At 56.8% G+C, this 24,405-nt stretch carries 29 protein-coding genes, 1 pseudogene and 1 riboswitch; of the genes and pseudogenes, 7 read left to right on the top strand and 23 right to left on the bottom strand.

Annotation, left to right across the window (positions count from 1 at the left end):
• The first annotated feature begins 64 nt into the window (after positions 1 to 64).
• Entirely contained in the window at positions 65 to 346 is a 282-nt protein-coding gene (locus tag K0H80_RS00515; RefSeq protein WP_220072758.1) for a putative hemolysin, read from the top strand.
• Between the two features lie 53 nt (positions 347 to 399).
• On the opposite strand, the gene gltS is transcribed toward K0H80_RS00515, so the two are convergent.
• From gltS to moaA, 17 genes are all read right to left on the bottom strand, one after another.
• On the bottom strand, positions 400 to 1,623 hold the full coding sequence (gene gltS / locus K0H80_RS00510) for a sodium/glutamate symporter (protein ID WP_011863912.1): 1,224 nt from the start codon (positions 1,621 to 1,623) through the stop codon (positions 400 to 402).
• 206 nt (positions 1,624 to 1,829) lie between these two features.
• Positions 1,830 to 1,985: a DUF2986 domain-containing protein gene (locus tag K0H80_RS00505; RefSeq protein ID WP_220072757.1), complete on the bottom strand. Its 156-nt coding sequence runs from the start codon at positions 1,983 to 1,985 to the stop codon at positions 1,830 to 1,832.
• Positions 1,986 to 2,086: 101 nt separating this feature from the next.
• Positions 2,087 to 2,488, bottom strand: coding sequence for a RidA family protein (locus K0H80_RS00500; RefSeq protein WP_220072756.1), 402 nt, complete (start codon positions 2,486 to 2,488; stop codon positions 2,087 to 2,089).
• Between the two features lie 170 nt (positions 2,489 to 2,658).
• Positions 2,659 to 2,826 carry a YqaE/Pmp3 family membrane protein gene (locus K0H80_RS00495; RefSeq protein WP_011863909.1) on the bottom strand — a complete coding sequence of 56 codons (168 nt, stop codon included), beginning with the start codon at positions 2,824 to 2,826 and terminating at the stop codon, positions 2,659 to 2,661.
• Between the two features lie 21 nt (positions 2,827 to 2,847).
• Positions 2,848 to 3,522, bottom strand: coding sequence for a TIGR01621 family pseudouridine synthase (locus tag K0H80_RS00490; RefSeq protein ID WP_220072755.1), 675 nt, complete (start codon positions 3,520 to 3,522; stop codon positions 2,848 to 2,850).
• Between the two features lie 12 nt (positions 3,523 to 3,534).
• A complete protein-coding gene (locus K0H80_RS00485; protein WP_011863907.1) occupies positions 3,535 to 4,794 on the bottom strand; it encodes a sensor histidine kinase in 1,260 nt (419 codons plus the stop codon).
• A 49-nt stretch (positions 4,795 to 4,843) separates the two neighbouring features.
• Positions 4,844 to 5,521 carry a response regulator transcription factor gene (locus K0H80_RS00480; protein WP_011863906.1) on the bottom strand — a complete coding sequence of 226 codons (678 nt, stop codon included), beginning with the start codon at positions 5,519 to 5,521 and terminating at the stop codon, positions 4,844 to 4,846.
• A gap of 3 nt (positions 5,522 to 5,524) precedes the next feature.
• A complete protein-coding gene (locus tag K0H80_RS00475) occupies positions 5,525 to 6,061 on the bottom strand; it encodes a PepSY domain-containing protein (protein ID WP_220072754.1) in 537 nt (178 codons plus the stop codon).
• Positions 6,062 to 6,211: 150 nt separating this feature from the next.
• The gene (locus K0H80_RS00470) at positions 6,212 to 6,571 is read right to left on the bottom strand and encodes a NirD/YgiW/YdeI family stress tolerance protein (protein ID WP_258406147.1); all 360 of its coding nucleotides are present in this window, start codon (positions 6,569 to 6,571) and stop codon (positions 6,212 to 6,214) included.
• A gap of 103 nt (positions 6,572 to 6,674) precedes the next feature.
• Positions 6,675 to 7,784: an ABC transporter ATP-binding protein gene (locus tag K0H80_RS00465; protein WP_220072753.1), complete on the bottom strand. Its 1,110-nt coding sequence runs from the start codon at positions 7,782 to 7,784 to the stop codon at positions 6,675 to 6,677.
• Positions 7,765 to 8,445: a molybdate ABC transporter permease subunit gene (modB, locus tag K0H80_RS00460; protein ID WP_011863902.1), complete on the bottom strand. Its 681-nt coding sequence runs from the start codon at positions 8,443 to 8,445 to the stop codon at positions 7,765 to 7,767. The genes K0H80_RS00465 and modB overlap by 20 nt, the downstream gene beginning before the upstream one ends.
• Complete coding sequence (modA, locus tag K0H80_RS00455; RefSeq protein WP_220072752.1) at positions 8,445 to 9,269, bottom strand: molybdate ABC transporter substrate-binding protein; 825 nt, start codon at positions 9,267 to 9,269, stop codon at positions 8,445 to 8,447. The genes modB and modA overlap by 1 nt, the downstream gene beginning before the upstream one ends.
• Before the next feature lie 33 nt (positions 9,270 to 9,302).
• Entirely contained in the window at positions 9,303 to 9,770 is a 468-nt protein-coding gene (gene moaE / locus K0H80_RS00450) for a molybdopterin synthase catalytic subunit MoaE (RefSeq protein WP_220072751.1), read from the bottom strand.
• Between the two features lies 1 nt (position 9,771).
• On the bottom strand, positions 9,772 to 10,023 hold the full coding sequence (gene moaD, locus K0H80_RS00445) for a molybdopterin synthase sulfur carrier subunit (protein ID WP_220072750.1): 252 nt from the start codon (positions 10,021 to 10,023) through the stop codon (positions 9,772 to 9,774).
• A gap of 49 nt (positions 10,024 to 10,072) precedes the next feature.
• Entirely contained in the window at positions 10,073 to 10,549 is a 477-nt protein-coding gene (gene moaC, locus K0H80_RS00440) for a cyclic pyranopterin monophosphate synthase MoaC (RefSeq protein WP_041509675.1), read from the bottom strand.
• Complete coding sequence (moaB, locus tag K0H80_RS00435) at positions 10,542 to 11,072, bottom strand: molybdenum cofactor biosynthesis protein B (RefSeq protein WP_220072749.1); 531 nt, start codon at positions 11,070 to 11,072, stop codon at positions 10,542 to 10,544. Before moaB ends, moaC begins: the two co-directional genes overlap by 8 nt.
• Before the next feature lie 111 nt (positions 11,073 to 11,183).
• Positions 11,184 to 12,164, bottom strand: a complete 981-nt coding sequence (moaA, locus tag K0H80_RS00430; protein ID WP_041406244.1) for a GTP 3',8-cyclase MoaA — start codon at positions 12,162 to 12,164, stop codon at positions 11,184 to 11,186.
• Positions 12,152 to 12,286, bottom strand: a riboswitch (molybdenum cofactor riboswitch). (Overlaps the previous gene by 13 nt.)
• Positions 12,287 to 12,512: 226 nt before the next feature.
• Here moaA and K0H80_RS00425 point away from each other — a divergent pair.
• Positions 12,513 to 14,162, top strand: coding sequence for an electron transfer flavoprotein-ubiquinone oxidoreductase (locus tag K0H80_RS00425; RefSeq protein WP_011863895.1), 1,650 nt, complete (start codon positions 12,513 to 12,515; stop codon positions 14,160 to 14,162).
• A 260-nt stretch (positions 14,163 to 14,422) separates the two neighbouring features.
• A complete protein-coding gene (locus K0H80_RS00420) occupies positions 14,423 to 16,339 on the top strand; it encodes a methyl-accepting chemotaxis protein (RefSeq protein WP_220072748.1) in 1,917 nt (638 codons plus the stop codon).
• Between the two features lie 75 nt (positions 16,340 to 16,414).
• On the opposite strand, the gene K0H80_RS00415 is transcribed toward K0H80_RS00420, so the two are convergent.
• Together K0H80_RS00415 and K0H80_RS00410 are read right to left on the bottom strand one after the other, a co-directional pair.
• The gene (locus K0H80_RS00415) at positions 16,415 to 16,735 is read right to left on the bottom strand and encodes a DUF4870 domain-containing protein (RefSeq protein WP_220073885.1); all 321 of its coding nucleotides are present in this window, start codon (positions 16,733 to 16,735) and stop codon (positions 16,415 to 16,417) included.
• An 81-nt stretch (positions 16,736 to 16,816) separates the two neighbouring features.
• A complete protein-coding gene (locus tag K0H80_RS00410) occupies positions 16,817 to 17,509 on the bottom strand; it encodes an MOSC domain-containing protein (RefSeq protein WP_220072747.1) in 693 nt (230 codons plus the stop codon).
• A 134-nt stretch (positions 17,510 to 17,643) separates the two neighbouring features.
• On the opposite strand from K0H80_RS00410, the gene K0H80_RS00405 reads away from it, so the two are divergent.
• The 4 genes from K0H80_RS00405 (at position 17,644) to K0H80_RS00390 (ending at position 21,900) form a co-directional block, all read left to right on the top strand.
• Positions 17,644 to 18,093 (top strand): CC0125/CC1285 family lipoprotein, encoded by a 450-nt coding sequence (locus tag K0H80_RS00405; RefSeq protein ID WP_220072746.1) that lies wholly within the window; start codon positions 17,644 to 17,646, stop codon positions 18,091 to 18,093.
• Positions 18,094 to 18,145: 52 nt separating this feature from the next.
• Positions 18,146 to 18,880, top strand: a complete 735-nt coding sequence (locus tag K0H80_RS00400) for a response regulator (RefSeq protein ID WP_258406146.1) — start codon at positions 18,146 to 18,148, stop codon at positions 18,878 to 18,880.
• A gap of 6 nt (positions 18,881 to 18,886) precedes the next feature.
• Entirely contained in the window at positions 18,887 to 20,179 is a 1,293-nt protein-coding gene (locus K0H80_RS00395; RefSeq protein WP_220072745.1) for an ATP-binding protein, read from the top strand.
• A 263-nt stretch (positions 20,180 to 20,442) separates the two neighbouring features.
• Complete coding sequence (locus tag K0H80_RS00390) at positions 20,443 to 21,900, top strand: alpha/beta fold hydrolase (RefSeq protein ID WP_220072744.1); 1,458 nt, start codon at positions 20,443 to 20,445, stop codon at positions 21,898 to 21,900.
• 202 nt (positions 21,901 to 22,102) lie between these two features.
• Here the strand turns inward: K0H80_RS00390 and K0H80_RS00385 are convergent, their stop codons facing one another.
• The 4 genes and pseudogenes from K0H80_RS00385 to K0H80_RS00370 all read right to left on the bottom strand — a co-directional run bounded on the left by K0H80_RS00385 (position 22,103) and on the right by K0H80_RS00370 (position 24,368).
• On the bottom strand, positions 22,103 to 22,963 hold the full coding sequence (locus K0H80_RS00385; RefSeq protein WP_220043846.1) for a PfkB family carbohydrate kinase: 861 nt from the start codon (positions 22,961 to 22,963) through the stop codon (positions 22,103 to 22,105).
• A 136-nt stretch (positions 22,964 to 23,099) separates the two neighbouring features.
• Entirely contained in the window at positions 23,100 to 23,375 is a 276-nt protein-coding gene (locus tag K0H80_RS00380) for a GNAT family N-acetyltransferase (protein ID WP_258406226.1), read from the bottom strand.
• Between the two features lie 153 nt (positions 23,376 to 23,528).
• Positions 23,529 to 24,053: pseudogene (locus K0H80_RS00375) on the bottom strand (GNAT family N-acetyltransferase); the annotation flags it as partial.
• 21 nt (positions 24,054 to 24,074) lie between these two features.
• Complete coding sequence (locus K0H80_RS00370) at positions 24,075 to 24,368, bottom strand: putative quinol monooxygenase (RefSeq protein ID WP_220072743.1); 294 nt, start codon at positions 24,366 to 24,368, stop codon at positions 24,075 to 24,077.
• Positions 24,369 to 24,405: the final 37 nt, after the last annotated feature.

The raw sequence follows: 24,405 nt of genomic DNA, 5'->3' as shown, positions 1-24,405 counted from the left end.
ACCCTTTTTCGACGCGCCAACGTTACTAAGGGTTAATACTGGTTCAGACAAACAGGAAAACGAGATGAAGATGACTAAGATCAAGAGCATGACTAAGACTATCGCGGCGCTATTTTTCACCCTTGGCTTGAGCGCCTGCCAGATGCAGAGCCAGGAGCAAGAGAGCCAGATGCAGAACACGAGCGAAACCAAACCGCTATCCATGGCCAACCCTGCGGCCGTCTATTGCGAATCCCTGGATGGCGCGCTCGACCTCGACAGCGGCATCTGCACCCTGCCAAGTGGTGAGCGGATCGAGCACTGGGATCTCTATCGCCGAGATCATCCACAGGCGCAAAACCAATAACAAAAAAAGCACCCTAGGGTGCTTTTTTAATGCTTGATGCTCAGATACTGGCGCTAGCCGATGAAACTGAGATAGCCCTGCAATATGATGGCATTGACTATGTCGATGAAGAAGGCACCAACGATAGGCACCACCATGAAGGCCTGCGGCGATGGACCCGTGCGTGACACCAGGGCGCCCATGTTCATCACGGCCGTCGGCGTGGCACCCAGGCCGAAACCACAGTGACCACCGGCCATGACGGCGGCGTCATAGTTGGCGCCCATCAGCTTGAAGGTAACCCAGTAGGCAAATACCGCCAACACGGCCGTCTGCACCAGGAGTATGATAAGCAGCGGCACCGCCAGGTCGAAGATCTCCCACAGCTTAAGGTTCATCAGTGCCATGGCAAGGAAGAGCGCCAGCGAGACGGTACCCAGGACGTCGACACACTCACGGTTGATCTTAAAGCCGCGGGACACCTCTGTGATGTTAGTGATCACCACACCGAAGAAGAGCGCATAGACAAAGTCAGGCATCTTCAACCAGCCGATATCCAGGTAGGCGATCAGAGAGCCAAACCACTTGGCACCGGCGACACACAGCAGCAGGATGAAGAGCACCTCCAGGATACTCTTGGCCGTGACCCTGTCTTCTTCCAGCTGGTCATAGGTCACCAAGTCAGGATGGTCCTTGTGATGATTCCCCCCGACACCGTAAGAGGAGAGCAGGCCATTCTTGTTGATCAGACGCTGAGCTACCGGGCCGCCGATGATGCCGCCCATCACCAGGCCGAAGGTCGCCGCCGCCATTGCCAGCTCCAGGGTGTTAATGCCGTACTGATCCGAGAAGGTCTGTGCCCATGCCGCTCCCGTGCCGTGCCCGCCTGACAGAGTGATCGACCCGGCGATCAGTCCCATCAATGGCTCCAGCCCCAGTGCGGTCGCCATGCTGACGCCGACGGCATTCTGAATGATGATGTAGAGCGAGGCGATCGCCAGGAAGAGGAATACCTTACTGCCCCCCTTCATCAATAGCTTGTAGCTGGCCGCCAGCCCCACGCTGCTGAAGAACATCAGCATCAGGGTGTTTTGCATCGAAAGAGAAAACTCAAGCGAGATATTGTAGGAGTGCAGTATGGTGATCACTGCCGCCACCAGCAGACCACCCACTATGGGTTCGGGAATATTATATTTGCGAAACGATGCCACGTGACGATTAACCGAATGGCCAATAAAGAGCACTAAGATCGCCACTAGAAATGACTCCAGCTCTCCAACGGTATAAACAGTATTCATGGTTCTCCTTATTAGGCGATAGCCATGCCGGCCTATCTTGCCTTGTCATTGGGTGGGCTGTTCAGCCGCCCAATCATTACCCGGTCTTGGGTCGCTCACGCCGGACATTTCTCCAAAGTGTAGCCCGTCCAAAGGTTAACGAGGGAAAGTGGTCTGCGAAAAGCCCCAAGGGGACGAATGAAAATGGATTGAGGAAGGTCTCTAACCTAAGAGACGAATTCAGCGGGTGGTTCTGCCGCCTCGGCGAGTCGTTCGCGTTCGGCTTTGGCGATATACTTAGGCTTACCTGAGCGATGAAGTTTAGCGTTCGCCTTCTTCGCCTTGGCCTTAAGTGTTTGATTGATTTTCTTCTTTCTGTTCATGGCAGCGATTATAGCCTAAAACGCCGCCCCATTGGGTTATCAGAAAGTTAACAGTACAATTTTAACGCAAGTCAGTTCAGCTTGTGTACAGCGAAAGCCGCCTAGTCCCCCTCGAATGCCTTAGCCGCCTGCGCCTCTATCTCTACCCGCCACAGCGGGTCGAACAGCCCCTGAACCAAGAGCAAGGTGGTCGGCAGTCCGCCCACATCGAAGCCTAAACGCGCCTTGGCGGCTTGGTAAGCAGGCAGATCGCCGCGGTCGACCAGATAGAGGCGCACCGATACCAAGTCTTGCAGGTCCATCTCGTTAGCCTGTAATACGGCACGTAGATTTTCCCACGCCTGTACTATCTGCCCCTCGGTATCAGGCGCAAGTCTGCCCTGCGGGTCTATGCCCAGCTGCCCGGCAATATTCAGCCAGCGTGAAGGCTGTGAAACCAGCGCACATTGATGGTAGTTGGCCGCAGGGGCCGCCAGGGTATCCGGACTCCAGATCTTATTCATCTTCTCTCCCTCATTCATATTAAGAGAAGTTAGTCTGGCCGCTAAGGATGCAGAGAAAAAGTGGGGACACCTGAACTCATAGTTCAGGATAAGGGTAACAATCAGCCATAAAAAAGCGCAGCCTAGGCCGCGCAATCATTTAATCTCAAACAAGCTAAGACTTAGCCCACCTAAGACTTAGTCACCACCCATAGGGCGTGCAACAGGCCTGGGATAAAGAACAGCAGGCAGAGAATGATGTTGATCAGCAGATCCTTACCGACACCACTCTTTAAGAAGACGGCAACCGGTGGCAACAGGATGGCGATGATGACCAGCAGTAGTTTATTGGTATCCATAGACGGGCTTCCTTAATTAAATCAATTTCGTTTTGGCCAATCTAACTTCTCAGGCTTACTCCATGTTTGCAACTGGTTTTTTACCCCATCTAAGCTAAATGCCTCGCCCTGCTCCGGCGCCTGATGATAGGCATACGCCTGCCCCTGCCACTCAAAGCCTAAGGCGTAGGCATGCAGGTAGCCACGGTCGGCATCCTCGCCGCCATAGAGTTGATCGCCGAGAATCGGCACCCCCAGGCTGGCCAGCGCCACCCTGAGTTGATGTGTCTTGCCACTCAGCGGCTTGAGCAGATAGAGACGCAGCCCCTCGGCCACCGACTGAGAGAAAAACTGGGTGATCGCCGGATTCTCCTTGCTGCGTAGCAGCTTGTACATGCTGCGACGGGACTTGGCCATGTCACCCACTATACTGCCCTGCTTCTTCTTCGGCTTGCCCTTGGCCAGCGCCAGATAGTACTTCTGCACCTTGTGCTCGCTAAAGCGCTGGGTAAAAGCTGCCGCCGCCTCGCTCGACTTGGCAAACAGCAGCAGGCCAGATGTCATGGTATCCAGGCGATGCACAGAATAGAGCTTGATATCGAGATCCCGCTCCAGCTGCGCCATCACGCCAGCGCTGCCATCCTGGCTGTGAAAATGAACGCCCGGCACCTTGTCGATCACCAAAAAGTCGGTCTCGTCGGCAATGATCTTGTACATGGATTGTCGGCCCTATGAAAAACGTATGCTCACCTGCAGCCCAGGCTGGTTATCGGAGAGTTCGATGCGGGCATTATGACGTTGCAGGATCGCCTTGACTAGCGAAAGCCCCAATCCCGTGCCCTTGTTGTGACGACTCGGATCCAGACGCACCAGACGATCGAACACCTTCTCGGTGGCATCATCAGGGATCCCCGGCCCGTTATCGCGGATCAGAATTTCATTGCCCTGCTGGATTATCTCTATTTTGGCGCCCTCGCCGGAATACTTGATGGCGTTGTCCACCAGGTTAAACAGCGCCTGGAACAGCAGGTATTTATCCCCCATCACGCTATAGTCTTGGTCCAGCGACAGGCTCAGGGTCTGGCCGTTGGATTCGGCCATCGCCTCGGCCATCTCAAACAAGTCCTGACACAAGTCGTTAAGGCTCAGGGGTTGTAGCTCGAGATCCTGCTGCCCCTCCTCGATACGGGTGAGAGATAGCATGGCATCGAAGGTCGCCAGGCAGTGATCCAGCTCCTCGATCAGGATGGCGCTGGCCTCGTCCAGCTCCTCGGCGGGCCGCTGCGGTAGCTGCTCCAGGCCTATCCTCAGGTGAGACAGCGGAGTTCTGAGATCGTGGGCGATATTGTCGGTGGCGCCGCGCACCGCGTGCAGGTTAGCCTCCAGGGTGTCCAGCACCTGGTTAAAGTTGCCCGCCAGCATATCGAACTCATCCTGGCGCCAGCTCACTGGCAGACGGGTGGAATACTCGCCCCGCTCGATGCGGCGACTCAGGCGGTTGTACTGCACCAAGCGGCGCAGAATCGCCTTGGAAAACAAATAGCCCAGGGCCAGGGTCAGCACGATAGTCAACATCAGCGCCGTGATGGCTGCGTTGACGAAGCGCTCAATCAGGGTGGCCAGCTGATCGGTACGGGTGGCGATCAGTACGGGACCATAACGGGTGATCACCAAACCGCCGGTTAAGATATGCAGCTTGTCCGGCCCGCTGGTGAGAATGGGAAAGTCACGCGTCTCCGGCAGCAGCGGCATGTCATCCGGCATCAGGCTCAAGGCCCCCACCAAATCCAGCGAGCTACGCCACACCACCAAGGCCGTCTTGGGGTCGGCGGTGCGGATCTGGGTGGCAAAGCTGCGTCTGTCCAGGGTGAGCGCCATCTGCTGATAACGCAGCTTCTCTGCCGCCAAGTGCTGATTAGTCTGCAGTTCCTGCTCATTGATCAATTGGCGATACATGCCAAACAACAGGGTGCCAATAATCAGGGTCACCAAGGCAGAGAAGATGATGGTAATGCGCCAGGCACTACTCTGATAGGGTCTAATGCCCTTGACGGAGGCGATAGCCAGCCCCTCGAACCGTTTCGATCAGCTCGCCAAAGCCCAGCTCTTCAAACTTACGTCTTAGCTTAGCGATATGCACGTCGATCACATTGGTGCGAGGATCGAAATGGTAATCCCACACAGCCTCGAACAAGAGGGTGCGGCTGATCACCTGATTCGGGTGTTCCATCAAGTACTTGAGCAGTTGAAACTCTTTGGGTTGCAGCAAGATCTCGCTGCCCGCCAGGGTCACCTTGCGGGTCAGCAATTCCATGACCAGCTCGCCCACCTTAAGCTCTGTCTGCGCCGGCGCTGAGTTACCACGCTGCATCAGCTTCTCGGCGCGCACCAGGAGTTCTGAGAAGGCAAAGGGCTTGGTCATGTAGTCGTCGCCACCGGCCCTGAGGCCCTTGACGCGCTCATCCACATGGCTAAGCGCCGACAGTATGAGTACCGGTGTCTGGTTGCCGGTCGCGCGCAGCGCCGCCAATAGCTTGAGGCCGTCGAGCTGCGGCAGCATGCGATCCAGTATCACCAGGTCATACTGCATACTGGTGGCCAGCAACAAGCCCTGATGGCCGTCGCTAGCGGTTTCGATATTGTGCCCCTGTTCGGCAAATCCCTTGACCACATACTCTGTGGTGGTCGCATCATCTTCTACCAGTAATATTTTCATCTGTTAATCCCACTTCAACAGGGGCAAAGGCCGCTGATTTTCGATATCGAAGGCTATCTTATGTTTGCCGTTGCCATCGATAAGCTTGAGTTCCAAGTAGCTGATGCCCAGGTCGTGATCCAGCTGCGCCTCGAGAATATGGGCGTTGCTGTCACCCATGGCCAGCTTAAGCAGTTGCGAGAAGCTCTGCTCCATCTCTTTGAGCAGGCGCACCGCCTTGAGCTCATCCTTATCGTCGGCCTCTAGGGCCTCCACCTTCTGGCGAATAAGTCGGCCATCTTTCGCCCAGAACTCAAATTCGCTGATGGTGTCGTCCTTGGTATTGATCATGCTGATCTCATAGATCAACTGACCATTTTCCACATCGATCTGAAACTCGGATATCACCCCAGGGTAGCTCTTCTCCGCCTGCTGGATCATCTTCTGTGGAGTCAGGCTTTGGCTATCCGATAGCAACTCAAGCACTGCCGGATTAGCCTGGGCCGCATTCGCCCCCGCCAGTCCAGACAACAGCATTAAACTGATAAACCAACGAGCCATAGCTCCTCCATTAAATTCTTCAATATCGGTATCTTACACGCAAAAAATCCCAGTACCAATGGGATAGACGAGGGGCTTAGGGCTTTCAAGATTAAATTTAGTTTAAACTCATTTGGCCCATTTCACCCCTGCCAGCGCTTTGGTCTCGGCCTAATGCGCCTGACCCACCAACTCTATGCTGTCGATCTCTATCTCGATACCGCGCCATTCGTCGTCCACCTCCCCCCTCAGGGTGACAGTGGTGTCACTGGAGACCTCTATGTCGCGCCACAGGGCGTTGTCTATCTCCACCTCGACTTCGCCGCTGCTGTCGCGAAACAGGTATTTCTCATCGCCCAGGCTCTTGATCAGCTTGCCTGTCAGCTCCACTGGTGTGTCATCTTTGGCCGTGTGGGCGTCGCTAGCCTGCTGGATCACGCCGCCCGCCTTGGGGCCGTTGTAGGCGGCGAAGGCAGGTAGGGTGAGTACGCAAGAAAGGATTAGGGTGCCTGTGAGTTTCTTTTGCATCATGTGTCTCCTCGAGTCTTAATACCCAAGGATAGATGACGGCAATTATCGGGGAGATGGAAGCCGTATTAAGGATTGATCATATTCTATTCAGCGGCGTAACAGCTTAGTCATTTTCCAAGATATGGATCAGCTCAGATTTGAGCGCCACCTCTGTCTCCACGCCGGGCGCCAGGCCCATCTTCTGGGCAAAATGCAGCGGCACCTCGGCATTGAGATGATGTTTCACCCCCTTGATGCTAGCGAGGATGCGCATGGTCTCCCCCATGCTGAGACAGGACTCTATGGTGATGCTGAGCTTGTTGAAGCTGCGACACAGGCGCCCCTTGGTGATGGAGTTAAACCTCACCCCCTGATTGGGGATCACCCAGCGCACCTTGGCGCCTATAGCCAGCTGCTCGCAGTAGTTACCGGCAATCAGATGCTCGCCAAACCTGAGCCAGGTGATCTGCCGCTCCGCCTCCTGTGCCACCACATGGGCGTCGAACAGGTTTCTCAGCCCCATCTGTTTGGCAACCGCCTCGTTGCGAGGACGGCTCAACACCTCCCGCGGACTGCCTTGCTGCAGTAGGGTGCCCTGACTGATGAGGATCATGCGATCCGCCAGCAGCAGCGCCTCGTTGAGATCGTGGGTCACCATGATCACAGGGATCGCCAGCTGCTCCTTGAGCCGGGCCAGCTCGAGATAGAGACGCTCGCGGGTCTCCCTGTCGACGGCGGAGAAAGGCTCGTCCAACAGCAGGACTCTGGGCTCTCGAGCCAGGGCCCTTGCCAGGGCCACCCGCTGACGCTGACCACCGGACAAGTTGGCTGGCAGGCGATCCGGCAGGCCGTGAAGATTTACCCGCTCGAGCCAGTCTTTGGCCCGCGCGACCCGCTCAGCCTTAGGAATATGATCCAGCGCCGCCACCACGTTAGCCAGGGCCGTCATGTTGGGAAACAGGCCAAAATGCTGCGGCACATAGCCAAGGTGGCGTTGCTGTGGCGTCAGGTAACGGCCACTCTCGCTGCTGAACCAGATGCTGTCACCATAGCGAATCTCGCCCGATTCAGGCTTGGTCAGGCCGGCGATCATCCGCATCAGGGTCGACTTACCGCCGCCCGAGGGGCCGACAACCGCCAGCACCTCGCCTGCCTTGCAGACAAACTCTGCGTTCAGGGCGATGCCCTCTTGCTGGAAGATCTTACAACTGAGATCAGCGACGTCTTGAGACACTCACGCCTCCTAATCGACGGGACAGACTCGTGGTGAGCGCCAACGCGGTAATGGCAAACAGCAGGAGCAGCAGTGACATCTGCCCCGCGGCGGCGAAATCGAACGCCTGCACGCTGTCATAGATGGAGATGGCGATCGTCTTGGTCTCGCCGGCGATATTACCACCCATCATCAACACCACACCAAACTCGCCCAACACATGGGAGAAACAGAGCACCAGCGCGGTCAGCACACCGGGCCACACCAGGGGCAGCTCTATCTTAAACAGCACCTTGGCCGGGCTCATGCCGCAGCAGGCTCCAGCGTCGCGCACCTCTTCGGGCACAGACTCGAAGGCGCGCTGAATCGGCTGTATGGCAAAGGGAATATTGACCAGCACTGAGGCCACCACCAGGCCCGAGAAATGGAATACCAGCTGCTGCCCCAGCAGGGCTTCTAACGTCTGACCCAGCCAGGATTGGCTGCCCAGCCCCACCAGCAGGTAGTAGCCGATCACCGTCGGCGGCAATACCAGAGGCACCATGATCAGCGCCTCCAGCCAGGACTTCCCCCTAAACTGACGGTACGCCAGGAAGCGGCCGGCCCAGATGGCAAAGGGGATCAACACCAGCACAGTGACACAACTTAACTTGATTGAAAGCAGCAGCGCCTGCCAATCCATCAGTGGTCTCCGGACGACTTGTTAGCAGCATCAGCGACTTCATCGCCCTGGCTGTCACCTGGCAGGCCGAAGCCAAACTCGAGGAATACCGCCCTCGCCTTCGCCTGCGACAGGTAGGCATAGAAGGCCTTGGCGGTCTCCCCCGCCTTAGGCGTAAGCACCATGCGCTGATTCATGGGCGAATGCCACTCGCTCGGCAGGGCCACATAGTGGCTGGCAGCGCGAAACTGAGGCGCCATCGCCAGCGACAGGGCGACGATGCCGCCATCGGTGGAACCGCTCAGGGCAAACTGCGCCGCCTGAGACACGTTCTCGCCGTAGATGAGATAAGGCTGCAGAGGTTGCCAGAGTCCCAGATGTTGCAGCGCCTCCCGGGCGCGCTCGCCATAGGGGGCGTGATCTGGGTTGGCGATGGCAAAACGCTTCAATTCACCCTGCTCAAGCAAGCGCTTCACGCCGACAAGCTCGGCATCTAGGCTCAAAGGCGAACGCTTAGGCGCCGCCAGCGCCAGACGACCTATGGCGTAGATCTCACCGTCGCTCTGAGTTACACCAAGCTTATGTAATTGATAGATATATTTATCGTCTGCCGACAGGAACAACTCGAACGGCGCGCCGTGACGCAGCTGCGCCACGAAGTTGCCCGAGGAGCCATAGGAGATGCGCACCCGCTTGCCCGTATCCAGGGTAAAGTCGGCGGCGATCTTATCCAGGGCAAACTTGATGTTGGAGGCGGCGGCGATGGCCGGCACCTCGGCCGCCCAGCTTGGGGTTACTCCCAACAGCAGCAGGCAGCCTAAAACAAAACCTCTGAGTAAATCCATTTCAACCCTCATCAACCGGGCACTCGTCCCGGCTTACTGCTTTTCCCACATCTTGGCCGCCTGTTCGTCGGCATCTTTCGCCTCGACCCAGTTCTTGCCCTGATCGCCCGCCTCTAACTTCCAGAATGGCGCCTTGGTCTTGAGGAAATCGATCAGGAATTCACAGGCCGCGAACGCCGCCTTGCGATGGGCACTGGTGACACCGATAAAGACGATCTGCTCGCCCAAAGCCATGGTGCCGACCCGGTGAATAATGGTCACATGGGTCAGTGGCCAGCGCTCTCTTGCCTCCAAGGCAATCTGATTCAGCACCGCCTCTGTCATGCCTGGATAGTGTTCCAGGGTCAGATCGGTCACTGCGCTGCCGTCGTTGAAGTCGCGCACCTTACCCACGAAGGTGACCACGGCGCCATCGCTGTCGTCCGCCGCGATACGGGCGTATTCATCCGGAACGCTAAAGTCTTGGGTCTGCACCAATACCCGGTCGATCGCTTGGCTCATATTAACCTCCGGTGACTGGCGGGAAGAAGGCTACCTCGTCGCCATCTTCGACCTGGGTATCCCAGCTGCTGATGGTCTGATTGACCGCCACCAGTAGCTTGTCGGAAGCCAATACTTTGCCCCACTTGTCATCTTTGGCCGCCAGCAAGGCACGCAGGCCTTCGGCTGTGGTGGTCTGCTCGCTTGCCTCGACTTCCAGGGTGCTCTCACCTAATAGTTCGCGCACCTGGGCGAAAAACAGCACATTTATCATAATCTTTACCCTAAATACTTGTCGCTTAAACCTTGAACTAAACCTTGACCTAAACCTTAAAATGTCCCGACTTACCGCCACGCTTCTCCAGCAGGCGTGTCTGAGAGATCACCATATCTTTCTGCACCGCCTTGCACATGTCGTAGATGGTCAGCGCCGCTACCGAGGCCGCGGTAAGCGCCTCCATCTCGACGCCTGTCTTACCCGACAGCTTACACAGGCTGGTGATACGCACTCGGTTATGCGCAGGCTGCGCCTCGAGATCCACCTCGACCTTGGTCAACATGAGAGGGTGGCACAGCGGGATCAGATCTGAGGTCTTCTTCGCCGCCTGGATCCCCGCGATGCGAGCCGTGGCGAACACGTCGCCCTTGTGGTGGCTGCCGCTCATGATCATCTCCAGCGTCTCGGGCGCCATCTCGATGAAGGCTTCGGCGCGGGCCTCGCGCTCGGTAACCGCCTTCTCGGTGACATCCACCATGTGGGCATTGCCATCGGCATTAATATGGGTAAATTCACTACTCATCAATTGCTACCTTCTTCACGTGCATCACAAAGTTACAGGGTCTGTGAGTGGCATCCAGTTGTTCTCTTAAAATCTTGTTCCAGCCCGTCTTGCAGGCACCGGTTGAGCCCGGCAGACAGAAGATGGCTGTCTTGTTGGCAAAGCCGCCCAGGGCGCGGGACTGCACCGTCGAGGTGCCCAGCTCGGTATAGGTGATATGACGGAACAGCTCGCCAAAGCCTTCAATCTCGCGATCAAATAGCGGTCTGACCGCCTGCGGTGTATTGTCGCGCTCGGTAAAACCTGTGCCGCCCGTGGTGATGATCACCTGCACATCATTCGATGCGATCCACTGAGACAATACCGAACGTATCTGATACTTGTCATCTTTAATCAGGCGGCGCTCCGCCAGCTTGTGCCCGGCCGCTAACACAGCGTCTTGTAAAAATTGTCCCGAGGTGTCCTGGCTAAGATCCCGGGAGTCAGACAGGGTTAATACCGCGATATTGAGCGGTTCAAATTGAGTTCTCGTGCAATGACCCATAACGTCTCTCTTCACTCTTGGTGTGGTTTGCGATTAACAGATGCGCCGACAGGAATATGGGCAGAGTATACCCACACGACGAACGCAACTTCTTGCGCTAGCGCAAGCCCTCTAGCCGCCGATAGACGCCAGATGCTGCGTTACGCCAGTGATGCCATCGTGGAGGAAGTGGGTTTCCTTCTTCGCCCTCAGCTGGCCATGGAGCCGTTCGATCAGCTCAGCGCGCTGCTCATGGGACTGCAACAGATCCCTTAGATCCACACCGTGCTCGGTGAAGAGGCAGAGATGCAGTTTCCCCTTGGCGGAGACACGCAGGCGATTACAGCTGGCGCAGAAGTTCTTCTCGTAGGGCATGATCAGCCCTATGCGCCCCTTGAAGTCGTCATGGCTGAAGTTTTGCGCCGGGCCATCGTCGACCGCCGACTGATCCAGCTGCCAGCCATCCTGAACAAGCTGCGACTTGATGTCGGCGCCTGCCAGATGATGAGCCTTGAAGTACTCGCGTCCCAGGCCGGTTTCCATCAGCTCGATGAAACGCAGGTCGATTGGAGTGTGCTTGATCCAGTGCAGGAAGCGCGGCAAGTCTTTGTCGTTTAAGCCCTTGAGCAATACGGCATTGATCTTTACCCGCTCGAAGCCCGCCTCCAGAGCTGCATCGACGCCACGCATCACCTCGTCGAACTTATTCTCGCCGGTGATCTGATAAAACATGCGTGGGTCCAGGCTGTCTACCGAAACGTTGATACGTCTCAGACCGGCATCGAACCACTCCTTGGCATGCTTCTCCAGACGATAGCCGTTGGTGGTGGTCGCCAGTGTCTTGATCTTGTCGTTGTCGGCGACGATACGCACGATATCGGTAAAATCTTTACGCAATGTGGGCTCACCGCCCGTGATGCGGATCTTCTGGGTGCCGACCTCGGCAAAGGCGCCCACTAGATTCTCGATCTCGTTGAGATCTAAAAACTTAGGCTTACCGTCGGGGCGATAACCATCTGGGAGGCAGTATGTACATTTGAAGTTACAGACATCGGTTACCGACATCCGTAAATAGTGAAATCTTCGACCAAAATTGTCTTGTAGTTGAGACATGATCACCTTTCCAAGTAAGGGGAGGTGAGTCAATTTCTTTCCTCACCCCGGTGGCACAATTGCCACGGCTTAATCTCCCTATCTGTGGACGTAGGAGAGAAAGCTCGGAGAACCGTCGTTTCTCAATTATAGGCCGATATAGACCGGGTTTTATAGCAGAAACTTCCCGTTTTTTGTTTAAGATCAATCGGGCGTTAACATAATGTGACACTGCTCACGAAGATAAATACCATCAATTAGTCTATCCTGACTGCTTAAACTCTGTGCCATTTCGCCATTTTAGGGTAAGGTGGAGACAAAGAATAAAACACCCGTTTCAATCGGGGGAAAGCTAAAAGAGGTGAAGTGATGGAACGCGAATCGATGGAGTTCGACGTCGTTATCGTTGGCGCAGGCCCTGCTGGCCTTGCTACCGCATGTCGACTAATGCAAATCTCACAAGACGCTGGCCAGGAGCTGACAGTCTGTGTGGTCGAGAAAGGCTCGGAAGTTGGCGCGCACATTCTCTCGGGTGCCGTGTTCGAACCTAAGGTGCTCGAAGAACTATTTGGCGACTGGAAAGAGCAAGGTGCACCGCTGCACACGGCGGTGACCCATGACGAGCTGTTTATGCTTAGCTCAGACTCGGCCTCACGCGCCATGCCCAATGCCTTTATCCCTAAGACGATGCACAACGATGGCAACTATATCATCAGCGTCGGCAACCTGGCCCGTTGGTTGGCCGAGCGTGCCGAGGCCTTGGGCGTCGAGATCTTCCCAGGCTTCCCCGCCAGCGAGCTGCTGTTTAACGAAGACGGCAGCGTCAAGGGGATCATCATAGGCGATATGGGCGTCGGCGCCGATGGCGAGCCCAAAGACAGCTATGAACCTGGCATGGAACTGCACGCCAAGTACACTGTATTTAGTGAAGGCTGCCGTGGCCACCTGGGCAAACAGCTGATCGAGAAGTTCCACCTGGACAACGGCAAGACGCCGCAACACTACGGCCTGGGCTTCAAGGAGATCTGGAAGGTGCCTGCGGAGCAACACCAGCAAGGCAAGGTAGTTCACACGGGTGGCTGGCCACTGACAGACGGCGCCTCGGGCGGCGGCTTCCTCTATCATATGGAAGACAACCAGATCGCCGTGGGGCTCATCATAGATCTCAACTATCAGAACCCACACCTGAGCCCCTTCGATGAGTTCCAGCGCTACAAGACACATCCAGTGATCAGCCAGTACCTACAGGGCGGTGAACGACTCTGCTATGGCGCCCGCGCCATCACCAAGGGTGGCCTCAACTCGCTGCCTAAGATGAGCTTCCCTGGCGGCCTGATCATAGGTTGTGACGCAGGTACCCTGAACTTCGCCAAGATCAAGGGCACCCACACGGCGATGAAGAGCGGCATGATCGCGGCCGAAACCATCTGCCACGCCCTGCATGCCGGCGTAGAAGGCGGCAAAGATCTCGACTGCTACCAGGAGAAGTTCGAACAGAGCTGGTTGCAGGATGAGCTCTACTGCTCACGCAACTTCGGCCCGGCGATGCACAAGTTCGGAGCCTACCTGGGCGGCGCCTTCAACTATATCGACCAGAACTGGTTTGGCGGCAAGTTCCCTATCACCCTGCGGGATGAGAAGGCCGACTATGCCCAGATGGCCGAGGTCAGCGCCTACAGCAAGATAGATTATCCTAAGCCTGACGGTAAGCTCAGCTTCGACAAGCTCTCCTCCGTCTACCTGTCGAACACTTTCCACGAGGAAGATCAGCTGTGTCACCTGCGTCTCAAAGACGAGCGTATCCCTATCGAGGTGAACCTGGTCAAGTTCGACGAACCGGCCCAGCGTTACTGCCCGGCGGGTGTGTATGAGGTGGTGGAAGAAGCCGGCGAGAAGAAATTTGTCATCAACGGTCAGAACTGCATCCACTGTAAGACCTGTGACATCAAAGATCCGAGCCAGAACATCACCTGGGTCACCCCAGAGGGTGGCGGCGGACCTAACTACCCGAACATGTAAGCCTGGCCTTGTTGCTCGGCAAACAGACAGATTCAAACGCGCCTTAGGGCGCGTTTTTACTTGCGCTTAACATCCCAGGCCACCATAATGGCGCCATACCTACAAGCGTTACCAAGACGCATTAAGTGATCCTAAAGGATCCTCCTGCCCTCAAAAAAGTTCAATGGTTTAGCGTGTTTAGAAAACAGCGACTAACCTTAATAATCTAGTATTCACACATCCGAGGCATGCTCGGACAGAGTAGATGCGAGTCATAAACGATGAAACTAAACATGCTCACCATCAAGCAGAAGATCTTACTCACGGTTACCGTCGCGGTATTGCTGTCGACCGTGCTCGTGGGTGTCTTGAGTCAACGTAGCGCCAAGGAAGTCGTCGAGCAGCGCATGCTCACCTCCGAGCTGCCCAACACCTTGCAGGCGATCCGCAATAAGGTAGAGATGGATATCGCCACCCTGATGAACGCCGCCGAGCAGCTGGCCAGCAGCAAGATGCTCAAGCAGTGGCTGGTCGAGGGCCGCCCTGCCGAGACAGAGCCCCTGGTGATCGCCCAGCTCAAGGATGTGCAGCAGCAATATAAGCTGGTGCAGGCCTCCTATGCCGACAGACAGACCGCCGCCTACTACACCCAGGACGGCTTCTTGCGGATCCTTACCCCGGATCAGGATGGCTGGTTCTTCAACTATAAAAACAGCGGCACAGAGCGCATGCTCAACGTCTTTACCGAGGCCAATGGCGAGGTGAAGCTCTTCATCAACTACCAACAGCCCAACGACCGCGGCTTGGTGGGACTGGCCAAGTCGCTGGACGACATGGTGCGCCTGCTGAAATCCTTCAAGATCGAAGATACAGGCTTCGTCTACCTGGTCGATGCCAAGGGTGACGTCAAGCTGCACTCGGACACCAGCCAGATAGGCAAGGCCAGTCTGAGTTCACTCTATGGCGGTAACGTGACCAGAGAGCTGCTCAACAAGGGCGACTTTGGCCTGACACAGACAGAGCTAGACGGTGAGACATTGCTGGTCGCCAGCAGCTATATTCCCTCAATGGACTGGTATCTGGTGGCCCAGGTGCCCAGGGCCGAGGTATTCGCCCTGCTCGAAGAGTCGGCCTATCAGATCCTCATCTGGACTGTGCTGATCGCCGCCGCCTTTATCGGCCTCTCCACCTTCGTCTCCGCCTCGGTGAGCCAGCCCATCGCCAAGGTGGCCGACATGCTGCAGGACATAGGTCAGGGTGAAGGGGATCTGCGCCAACGCCTGCCGGTCGAGGGGAACGACGAGTTGGCGCAACTTGCCAAGGGCTTCAACAGCTTCATCGAGAAGATCCAGCACTCCATCATAGAGGTGACAGACACCAGCGTGCAGCTGAGTCACGCCGCCAAGGATGTGGCCAATCAGGCCCAGCAGACTCAGGACGACAGCCAGCTGCAGAAAGATCAGACCATGATGGTGGTCACCGCTATCAACGAGATGGGCGCGACCGTGCACGAGATCGCCGGCAACGCCGCCCAGGCCGCCGACAACGCCAAGGACGCCGACAACGCCTCCAGCAACGGTCAGATAGTGGTGACCCGCGCCCGCGACACCATCAATCAGCTGTCTCAGGATGTGGAACAGGTGGGTAATGTGATCGAATCCCTGGCCACCCATACCACCTCCATCGGCAGTATCCTGGATGTGATCCGCGCCGTATCGGATCAGACCAACCTGCTGGCCCTCAACGCCGCCATCGAGGCCGCCCGCGCCGGTGAGGCAGGACGAGGCTTCGCCGTGGTCGCCGAGGAGGTACGTAACCTGGCCTCACGCACCGCCGCGTCGACCGACGAGGTGCAGAAGATGATCGACAACCTGCAGAGCGAGGCGGCCCGCGCCGTCGAGGCGATGACCCAGAGCAAGAGCCGCAGCCAGGAAGGGGTACAGGCGGTCGATGAGGCCAGCCATACCCTGACGGAGATCAGCCAACAGATCGGTGCCATCACTGACATGAATATTCAGGTCGCGGCGGCCACCGAGGAGCAGTCTACCGTGGTGGAAGATATCAACCGCAACGTCACGGAGATCAGCGAGATCACCCAGCGTACTAGCGAGACCTCCCAGGCAGTGGCCCAGGCCAGCCAGTCGCTCAACCAGCTGGCCCACAGGCTAGACAGCTTGGTCGCTGGCTTCAAGGTCTAGGCGGTTCGAAGCTTAAAGTGCTTCAGCCACAAAAAAGCCCGCAATCGCGGGCTTTTTTACATTGCATAACTGGTATCAAGACTTAAGAAACTTGATCGTCAGTGGATACTGGTAACTAATGCCTTCGCTGGCCTTCATGGCGGCGATGATGGTGACCACGATATCGAAGATCGCCAGCACACCCAGCAGGATAAAGCCGATACCGACAAACATGAGGATCATGCTGATGATGGCGTATACCATCACGCTTATCTTGAAGTTCAGGCAGTTGCGACCACAGCTGTCGACGAAGGCGATCTCCTCGCGCTTCATCAGCCAGACAATCAGGGGCCCCAGGATAGAACCGAAGGGGATCAGGTAGCCGGAAAAGCTGGCCAGATGCACCGCCACGCCCATGTTTCTATCGTCACGGGACAGTTGTTCAATATCAGACACGAATTACACTCCTTGATGATTCATTATCAATGTTACGTATTGCTACAGGCGGTTAGGCCCAAATAAACGCATTTCCCAAGGCTCAATCTTGCGACTTTCCAGGCGGCGCTGCAAGCTATTTACCCAAGACTTCGCCAGCCCCTCACTACTTGCCAGGCGATCATAGGCGCTGGCATCAAAGGTGGGCGAGAAATAGATACTCATCGCCTCGCGCAGGCTGATGTCGGTGCGGCGCTCGATAAGCCTGATATCGTCCTCCAGGCTGATTTCACCCGGCGTGATCACCCGATAGAACCAGCCACACAGGCCGCTGGTCTGCATGGCGAGGGCAAACTCGGGATGACCGAACTGATGATTGAGCTTGAAACAGGGGGAGCGAGGCTGAGTCACCTGCAGGCGCACCTCGCCGATGGCGATGATGTCGCCTATGTTCACCTGGGTCTCGTCCAGCCCAACGGTACTGATGTTCTCGCCCATGGCGGGCACATCCTTGAATCCCTGCATCATGTCCCAGCGACGATACTGACCATAATGCTCACGAGGAAAATGGTGCAGCACACGGTCGGCGCCGCCGTGATGCTTGGGATCCGCCTGGCCGTCACCCTCGACGCCCAGCTCACCCACCACCAAAAGAGTACACGCCTGCTTGGCGTCGATCATGCTGGGTATTCCCTCGAACGCCTCGGCCTTGTCACCACGATACAGGCCCGAAATCTTATTTACCAAACGTGTCATATCCTTCTCCCCCTGACTACTGCCTACTCGTCTCGCCCGCTGACAAAGGCGAGACAATTCAATACAAACTCCCTCTGTCGCCCCGGGGATCGCCCCTGCACAATAGCGGCTTAGTTCTCCTTGGGAAAGATATCATGAAAACAACTCCATTGGCCGCCTTCATACTGAGTTTCATACTCCTGCTGAGCGGCTGCGCCACCTCTTACGACACAGAAAAATCCTTCTGGAGCTTCGGCGAAGGCTTCGACGTGGTGCAGATAGCCGACGATAGCTGGCAGATCAGCTTCGTCGGTAACGACATGACAGACCGCGCCCTGGCCCGCAAATATGTTCTGCGCAAGTCCGCCGAGATAGCCCAGGCCCATGGCTATCCCTACTTTGCCCTCACCACAGAGCAGAACCACCGCGACGCGGTCGGCAACGACACCCTGGGCTTTGGCCACAAGGACTGGGGCTATGGCCTGGGTAAGGTGGAAAATGAGACCTCGGTGATCGTCGAAGTTACCGGCCTGCAGGATAAAGCATCGATGCCGACGACCAAGGTGTATGACGCCGCTTACCTGATCGATCACCTCACATGGTAGGCCAGTCCCTCAAAAAGAGTGTGAACTCGTCCCTGTTGGAGCTAGATAAATAATGTTAGATTTATCAACACACTCCCACGACGACTCACTCGACATGAGCATCAAAGTTGTACTCGTTGAAGATGACGAAAAGATCAGCCAGCTGCTGTCCTCCTATCTGACCATGCAGCAGATAGAGACTGTCTGTGTCCATGACGGCGCCGACGCCGTCACCACCATACTGGCCGAGCAACCGGATCTGGTCATCTTAGATCTCATGTTGCCCAATCTGGACGGCTTCAGCATCTGCCGTCAGCTGCAGCCCGTCTTCGATGGCAAGATACTGTTTCTCACCGCCAGCGAAGACGACATGGATCAGGTAGCGGCACTGGAGATGGGCGCCGACGACTTCATCATCAAGCCGATACAGCCCAGGGTCCTGCTGGCACGTATCCGCATGCTGATGCGCCGGGCCAAGGTGTCTGCTCCCCAGGAGCAGCATCATCTCAGCTTCGGCGAGCTTGAGCTCAATCAGCAGCGCAAGCAGTGTCTGTTGGCGGGGGAAGAGGTCAGCCTGACCACCAGCGAGTTCGACCTGCTCTGGCTACTGGCCGCCCATGCTGACGAGATCCTGACCCGGGAATATCTGGTCAAGCAGATCCGCGGCATAGAGTACGACGGCATCGACCGCACCATAGACAACAAGATAGTGGTGCTGCGCAAGAAGCTGGGCGACAACCCCGCCCTACCCCGGCGCATCATCACGGTCAGGGCCAGGGGCTATCTGTTTGTCCCCGACCGTTGGTGATCTTCTGTGACGCGTCTGTTTATCCTCATCTATAGCACAGCCCTGGCGATCTTCTTTATTGCGGTGATCGCCATGGACCAGTTTGAGCTCTTCTCCACCGACTCACTGGACGCCACCTCGCTGGCCAACGAGATCACCGCCACCCGCAACTTGGTAGACAAGATAGGCGAGGCTCAGGGAGCGCAGGCGGCGGAGCAGGCGCTGCAAGGCTTTGCCAAGGATATCCACCTGGCGCTGACCCGCTATGACATCAAGGATGACACCCTGAGCGAGGCGATCAAACTGGGGGTTATAGATTACGGTCTCTACATTGAAGATGTGGACGAGAATCAGGCCTACTTCAGCCTAGCGAGCAACCCAGAGGTGGTCTTTGGCATCATCAACGACCCGGACTCCCCCTTTATCAACACCCTCAACCGCAAAGAGTGGTTTGTCTTCGTCGAGCTATGTGCGGCGCTGGCGCTCATCAGCATCATGGTGCTGTTTGTGATCTCCCGGCGACTGGCGCGACTGGAGAAGACCTGTATCGCCTTCGCCTATGGCGATTTTAGCGCCCGCGCCTCCACCAGCAGCCTTCACAGCGTGGGTCAGCTTAACCTGTCGTTCAACATCATGGCCGATCGCATCTCACAGCTGATCCAGAGCCATAAGAACCTCACCAACGCCATCGCTCACGAGTCGCGCACCCCCATCTTTCGCATCCAGTGCAACCTGGACATGCTTGACGACTCGAGGGTACGCCCGGAGCAGATGCAATATCTTGAAGGGATTCAGGAAGATCTCAACGAACTGGGCGGCATGATCGAGGAGCTGTTGCACTTCGCCAAACTGGAAAGGCCAGATGCCCAACTCAGCCTGACACCAACCAGGCTCTACCCGCTGCTGGCCAGCCAGCTGGAACACCTGCAGTTCGAGACGCCCAAACGCCTGCAGCTTAGCGGTGACGACAGCCTGATTGCTCCCATCGCCAACCACCTGCTGCTGCGAGCCACCAGCAACATCATACGCAACGGCTACAAGTACGCCCAAAGTTGCGTCAACGTGACTCTTAGCAGCGACGAGACGAGCGTGCTGATCGAGATCGCCAACGACGGACCGCCCATTCCCCGGGACTATTGGCAGTCTATCTTCGAGCCCTTCGTGCGTCTGGACAAGGCCAGAGACAGGCAGAGTGGCGGCCACGGCCTTGGACTGGCCATCGCCAAGCAGATAGTGCGTCAGCATCAGGGCGAGCTGACCCTGGGCGACAGCGAGCTGGGCGGCCCCTGCTTTACCCTGCGCCTGCCCAAGGCAGAATGAGCCCGTTAAGAGCTCGGCGCCCAGATGAGACCTAAACTTACCGATTTAGCACTTAGCCAATTAGTGCTATCCCACTCAAAGCTTTTCTATTCAAAGCCTTCCGATACAAAGCCGAGACAAAGCCATACAGAGTGCTTCTGTTTCCCTGGGTCCCGCCTCCCCATAATGCGCTACAGATAATCACGGCACAGAACCCAAAGGCGTCGAGTCCTACGGCTCGCCAGGTTCATTGCCTTCGTCTGTAACCCATAAGGAAGTTGTATATGAGCCTGACACACAAGCCCAATCTATTGGCCTTTGGCACACTCGTCATGGCAACCGCCCTCCTCGGCGGCTGTAACCAATCGAGCAAGTCTGACACTAAGAAGGAGGTCACCAGCAAGGTGGGCACTTACGCCAGCGTCGACTGCAGTACGTTCACCAAGAGTAAGGATCTGCCCAAAGGCGCCAGCTGCGGCTATCTGACGGTCCCGGAAAAACACGCCATCAAGGGCCAGAGTGCCTCCAAGAAAACCATGGAGATCGCCGTGCTGAAGATCCCGGCGACCAAGACTGAGGCCAAGGCCGATCCCGTGGTCTACCTGCAGGGCGGTCCAGGCTACTCGGCCATCGACAGCCTGGAAGACTTCACCCAGAGCAAGGCGAAATACCTCTGGAACGACCGCGACTTCTATCTGGTGGATCAGCGCGGCACAGGCCACGCCAAGCCCGCCTACAAGTGCACCGAATTTAACACGGTCAAGGGCTCAATCGAGCAGGTCAAGGCCTGTAAGGCTCGCCTCAAGGCCAAGGGCGTCGACTTCAGCGCCTATCAGAGCGTGCAGAGCGCCCACGACTTCATCATGCTGAGAAAGGCACTCAAGCTCGACAGCTGGAATCTCTACGGCGCCTCCTACGGCACCCGCTTAGCTGAGACCATCATACGCGAAGACAGCCAAGGGATTCGCAGCGTCATCCTCGACGGTGTATTCCCCATAGAGGTCAACGGCCTGTCGGACACGCCCTGGGCCACCTATGCCACGCTGGATCGCATCGTCGCCAACTGCGATGCCTCGATTAATTGCGCATCAGAGATCCTCAAGCCGATGATCGAGTCCATCATCGAGCGACTACAGAATCAGGGGGAGGAGCAGGCAGCCATCCGTTTCGTCAACTACATCGCCAGTCTAGCGGGTGATACCAGGGTCGTCCCCCTGATCCTGGCGATCGACAAGGACCTGAACATCATCATCAATGAGAAAGACAACGAAGAGGCCGAGGGTTACTTTGCCCCTATGGCACTGTCAGTGGTCTGCGCCGAGGAGTATGCCTTCCTCAACCAGACGGCTCTAGAGGGTCGCAACGACAAAAACTGGTCCACCACGACCACACTGACAGTGAACAAGATGTTCCATGAGGGATTCGATATCGACAGCTGTAAGGCGTGGGATGTGGCCGCGGCCGACAGCATAGAGACCCAGGCCGTCACCAGTAATCTACCTATCTTGGTGATCAACGGCGGCAACGATCATCAGACGCCACCGGCATGGGGCGAGTTAGTGGTGAAGAACATGCCTAATGCCCAGCTGTTCACCAACCCTCAGGGTGGCCACGTACAGTTGACCTCACAGAACCCTTATCGCAACTGTATCGACGGCATCACCATGGCCTTCCTGGCGGCGCCGGATCAGAAGATCAAGACCCAGTGCACCAGCATGATCCCGGTATTTAAATACAACTAATAGCAAGCGTTCGGCCTAAGCCCTGACCAAAAGGTCGGGGCTTTTTTCGGGCAAAAAAAAAGCCCCAGAAGATGGGGCGAGAGAACAGAAAAACACACTATGTTAGAAAAGAAGCTACACAAAACAAGGTCAGGGAACTGCTTGCGACCAATGCCGATACTCTAAGCCGAGTTAATGACATTATGATGACAATTTATGCCCACTAGGCCTCTTCTTTCGCTCGCTCATTTTCCAGATAGTTTTTCAGTTCTGCTCCCGGTATCGAACTCTCTGTGGCCACCGCAAAGGCGGCCCAACGGGCACCTTCGGCCATGGCCTGACAAAACTCATCCCCACGCACCAGCCCATGGATCAGGCCCGCCGCATAGGCGTCTCCCGCCCCTGTGGTATCCACCACACTGGCCGACTCCGCCGCCACATGAGTCTGCGAATCTGCCTGATAGAGGATGGCGCCCGACTCGCCATCTGTCACTATGAAGGCCTGCAGGCAGTCTCCGGCAATGGAGAGGCCATACTGCCAGGGCGACAGTTCACTGCGCCCCTGCATGTCGGCCCGCGAGGCGATCAGCACATGGCAGGGACGCTCACGGTTATCCTTGGCTAGCTGCGCCACCACCAGACTGTGGGGCAAGGCTGTCTTGGCCCAGCTCACCGCGCCTTCGGCGGAAGAGTTGATATAGAGGGCATCCCACTGGCGCCAGTTAGGCGGCGCCGCCAGCTCGAATCTGGGGCGCTCGGGACGTATGATGGTGCGCTCGCCATCCGGGGTCATCACCAGCAGCATCTCACAGGTATGTTGCTGATAGCGCTGCATCAGGCGGCAATCTATACCTAGGGTGCTGGTCTCGGCCAGCAGCCAGTCGCCTATCTCGTCGCGGCCCACCTGACTCACCAGCGCTACCTCGTGCCCGGCCCACACCAGGCCTATGCCTGTGTTGGCACCACCGCCCCCCAGGCGCTGGCCACCATCTTGATAATGAAACCGTCCCCCCATCTTCAAGGGTTTATCGAGTCTGAGAATACGATCGCAATTGAGGTTGGCTACCAGCAGAATTTTGGCCATGCATGCTCCGAGTAACAGCGGATCAGGAGAAAAAGAAGCTCGCCTAAACGGGTTGAGAAAATTAGCCCCGGAAACCTAATACTTTGGGGCCCGCCGAGCCTCCTTTATATCAAGGCCCGCGGGGCTTCTCAACCAATTAGGCCTGTAACTTATACATGCCTTCGCTCGCCGGGCGCGAGTACTCGAAGCCAAATTTGAGATAAAGGGCAGGCACATCAGCCATTAAGGTGATGTAGGCCCCCTTAGGCGCCGTCTCGTCGAGATAGGCCATGATGGCGCTCATGATAGCGCTGCCCAGGCCGCGCCCCTGATATTCGGGATCCACGGCGATATCCACCAGCTCGAAGTTAAGGGCGCCGTCGCCCACTACCCGGCCCATGGCGATCACCCTGTCACCCGCCAAAAGATGCACCCCAAACAGGCTAAGAGGCAGGCCGAGTTCTGCCGCGGCGCGAGTCCTTGGAGTCAGGCCACTGATCTGCCGAAGACGCAAGAAATCATTGAGAGGCGCCACACGTTTGATCAGGCGAAACTCTTGCAGTGGCTCGCCCGTTTGCGCGTCGCGCCACTCCCACGCCAGCAGGCCATAGCCATACTCGCTGCCCCAACTGCCCTTGAAGAAGATGTTATCGCGATAGTGGGCCTCGCGGCGAAAGCCCAACCGCTCAAGCAGCCCCCAAGCGGCGTGATTTTGCACATCTGTGATGGCCGAGACTCTGTGTTTACCCAGGCGCTCAAACAGATACACCAACAACCCTTGCAACGCCTCACGGGCGAGCCCCTTACCCTGATGCTCGCTGGCCAGGGTAAAGCCTATCTCGACCTGCTGCGCATCGATGAAATGCAGCGCCAGATCCCCTACCAAGGCCTGGGTCTGACGACACACGAGGGCCAGCTGCATCCAGGTGCCGTTTGCTCCAAAGGGTGTCTGCTGCAAATTTTCGAACAGCGCTAGGGCATCCTGATACTGGTAGTCTTGCCAGCTCTGGTAGCGGGCCACCTCGGGATCGGCGCGGTAGGCGGTGAAGGCCTGAAGATCGGCCCGCTCGAAGGCGCGGCAGATAAGCCGCTCTGTCTCGAAATAGATCATCACTAGCGCCCTGCCGTAAGCCTAAGCCTGAGCCTGAGCCAGCGAATAGTAACCGCCGCTCGGCGGTGCGGCGAACAGTGACATGGCGGCCTGCATCTTATCCTTTGGATAAGCCTGCACCGAGGCCCTGTGCTGCTCGGCAGATTCCCAACGCTCGATTACCATCAGGCGGTCCGCCTCGTCGACCGGACACAATACCTCATAGCTGAGACAGCCCGGTGAGTTGCAAATATAATCGCTCAATGAGAGGAGGAAGGCCTTCAATGCCTCTGCCTGGCCCGGCGCGGCCTGAAATTCGCCAATACGTACTATCATCTGATTTCCCTGTACAAAATGAACAATTCACCAAGCT

This window comes from Shewanella aegiceratis (genome assembly GCF_019457495.1).
Classification (GTDB): domain Bacteria; phylum Pseudomonadota; class Gammaproteobacteria; order Enterobacterales; family Shewanellaceae; genus Shewanella; species Shewanella loihica.
Note: the sequence above shows the minus strand (reverse complement) of the source record. Positions and strands in the feature narration are given on the sequence as shown.

Excerpts from the sequence above, each read along its gene's own strand:
- K0H80_RS00515 (WP_220072758.1), top strand. The coding sequence starts at position 65 with ATGAAGATGACTAAGATCAAGAGCATGACTAAGACTATCGCGGCGCTA.
- gltS (WP_011863912.1), bottom strand. The coding sequence starts at position 1,623 with ATGAATACTGTTTATACCGTTGGAGAGCTGGAGTCATTTCTAGTGGCG.
- K0H80_RS00505 (WP_220072757.1), bottom strand. The coding sequence starts at position 1,985 with ATGAACAGAAAGAAGAAAATCAATCAAACACTTAAGGCCAAGGCGAAG.
- K0H80_RS00500 (WP_220072756.1), bottom strand. The coding sequence starts at position 2,488 with ATGAATAAGATCTGGAGTCCGGATACCCTGGCGGCCCCTGCGGCCAAC.
- K0H80_RS00495 (WP_011863909.1), bottom strand. The coding sequence starts at position 2,826 with ATGGATACCAATAAACTACTGCTGGTCATCATCGCCATCCTGTTGCCA.
- K0H80_RS00490 (WP_220072755.1), bottom strand. The coding sequence starts at position 3,522 with ATGTACAAGATCATTGCCGACGAGACCGACTTTTTGGTGATCGACAAG.
- K0H80_RS00480 (WP_011863906.1), bottom strand. The coding sequence starts at position 5,521 with ATGAAAATATTACTGGTAGAAGATGATGCGACCACCACAGAGTATGTG.
- K0H80_RS00475 (WP_220072754.1), bottom strand. The coding sequence starts at position 6,061 with ATGGCTCGTTGGTTTATCAGTTTAATGCTGTTGTCTGGACTGGCGGGG.
- K0H80_RS00470 (WP_258406147.1), bottom strand. The coding sequence starts at position 6,571 with ATGATGCAAAAGAAACTCACAGGCACCCTAATCCTTTCTTGCGTACTC.
- modB (WP_011863902.1), bottom strand. The coding sequence starts at position 8,445 with ATGGATTGGCAGGCGCTGCTGCTTTCAATCAAGTTAAGTTGTGTCACT.
- modA (WP_220072752.1), bottom strand. The coding sequence starts at position 9,269 with ATGGATTTACTCAGAGGTTTTGTTTTAGGCTGCCTGCTGCTGTTGGGA.
- moaE (WP_220072751.1), bottom strand. The coding sequence starts at position 9,770 with ATGAGCCAAGCGATCGACCGGGTATTGGTGCAGACCCAAGACTTTAGC.
- moaD (WP_220072750.1), bottom strand. The coding sequence starts at position 10,023 with ATGATAAATGTGCTGTTTTTCGCCCAGGTGCGCGAACTATTAGGTGAG.
- moaC (WP_041509675.1), bottom strand. The coding sequence starts at position 10,549 with ATGAGTAGTGAATTTACCCATATTAATGCCGATGGCAATGCCCACATG.
- moaB (WP_220072749.1), bottom strand. The coding sequence starts at position 11,072 with ATGGGTCATTGCACGAGAACTCAATTTGAACCGCTCAATATCGCGGTA.
- moaA (WP_041406244.1), bottom strand. The coding sequence starts at position 12,164 with ATGTCTCAACTACAAGACAATTTTGGTCGAAGATTTCACTATTTACGG.
- K0H80_RS00425 (WP_011863895.1), top strand. The coding sequence starts at position 12,513 with ATGGAACGCGAATCGATGGAGTTCGACGTCGTTATCGTTGGCGCAGGC.
- K0H80_RS00420 (WP_220072748.1), top strand. The coding sequence starts at position 14,423 with ATGAAACTAAACATGCTCACCATCAAGCAGAAGATCTTACTCACGGTT.
- K0H80_RS00415 (WP_220073885.1), bottom strand. The coding sequence starts at position 16,735 with ATGGGCGTGGCGGTGCATCTGGCCAGCTTTTCCGGCTACCTGATCCCC.
- K0H80_RS00410 (WP_220072747.1), bottom strand. The coding sequence starts at position 17,509 with ATGACACGTTTGGTAAATAAGATTTCGGGCCTGTATCGTGGTGACAAG.
- K0H80_RS00405 (WP_220072746.1), top strand. The coding sequence starts at position 17,644 with ATGAAAACAACTCCATTGGCCGCCTTCATACTGAGTTTCATACTCCTG.
- K0H80_RS00400 (WP_258406146.1), top strand. The coding sequence starts at position 18,146 with ATGTTAGATTTATCAACACACTCCCACGACGACTCACTCGACATGAGC.
- K0H80_RS00390 (WP_220072744.1), top strand. The coding sequence starts at position 20,443 with ATGAGCCTGACACACAAGCCCAATCTATTGGCCTTTGGCACACTCGTC.
- K0H80_RS00385 (WP_220043846.1), bottom strand. The coding sequence starts at position 22,963 with ATGGCCAAAATTCTGCTGGTAGCCAACCTCAATTGCGATCGTATTCTC.
- K0H80_RS00370 (WP_220072743.1), bottom strand. The coding sequence starts at position 24,368 with ATGATAGTACGTATTGGCGAATTTCAGGCCGCGCCGGGCCAGGCAGAG.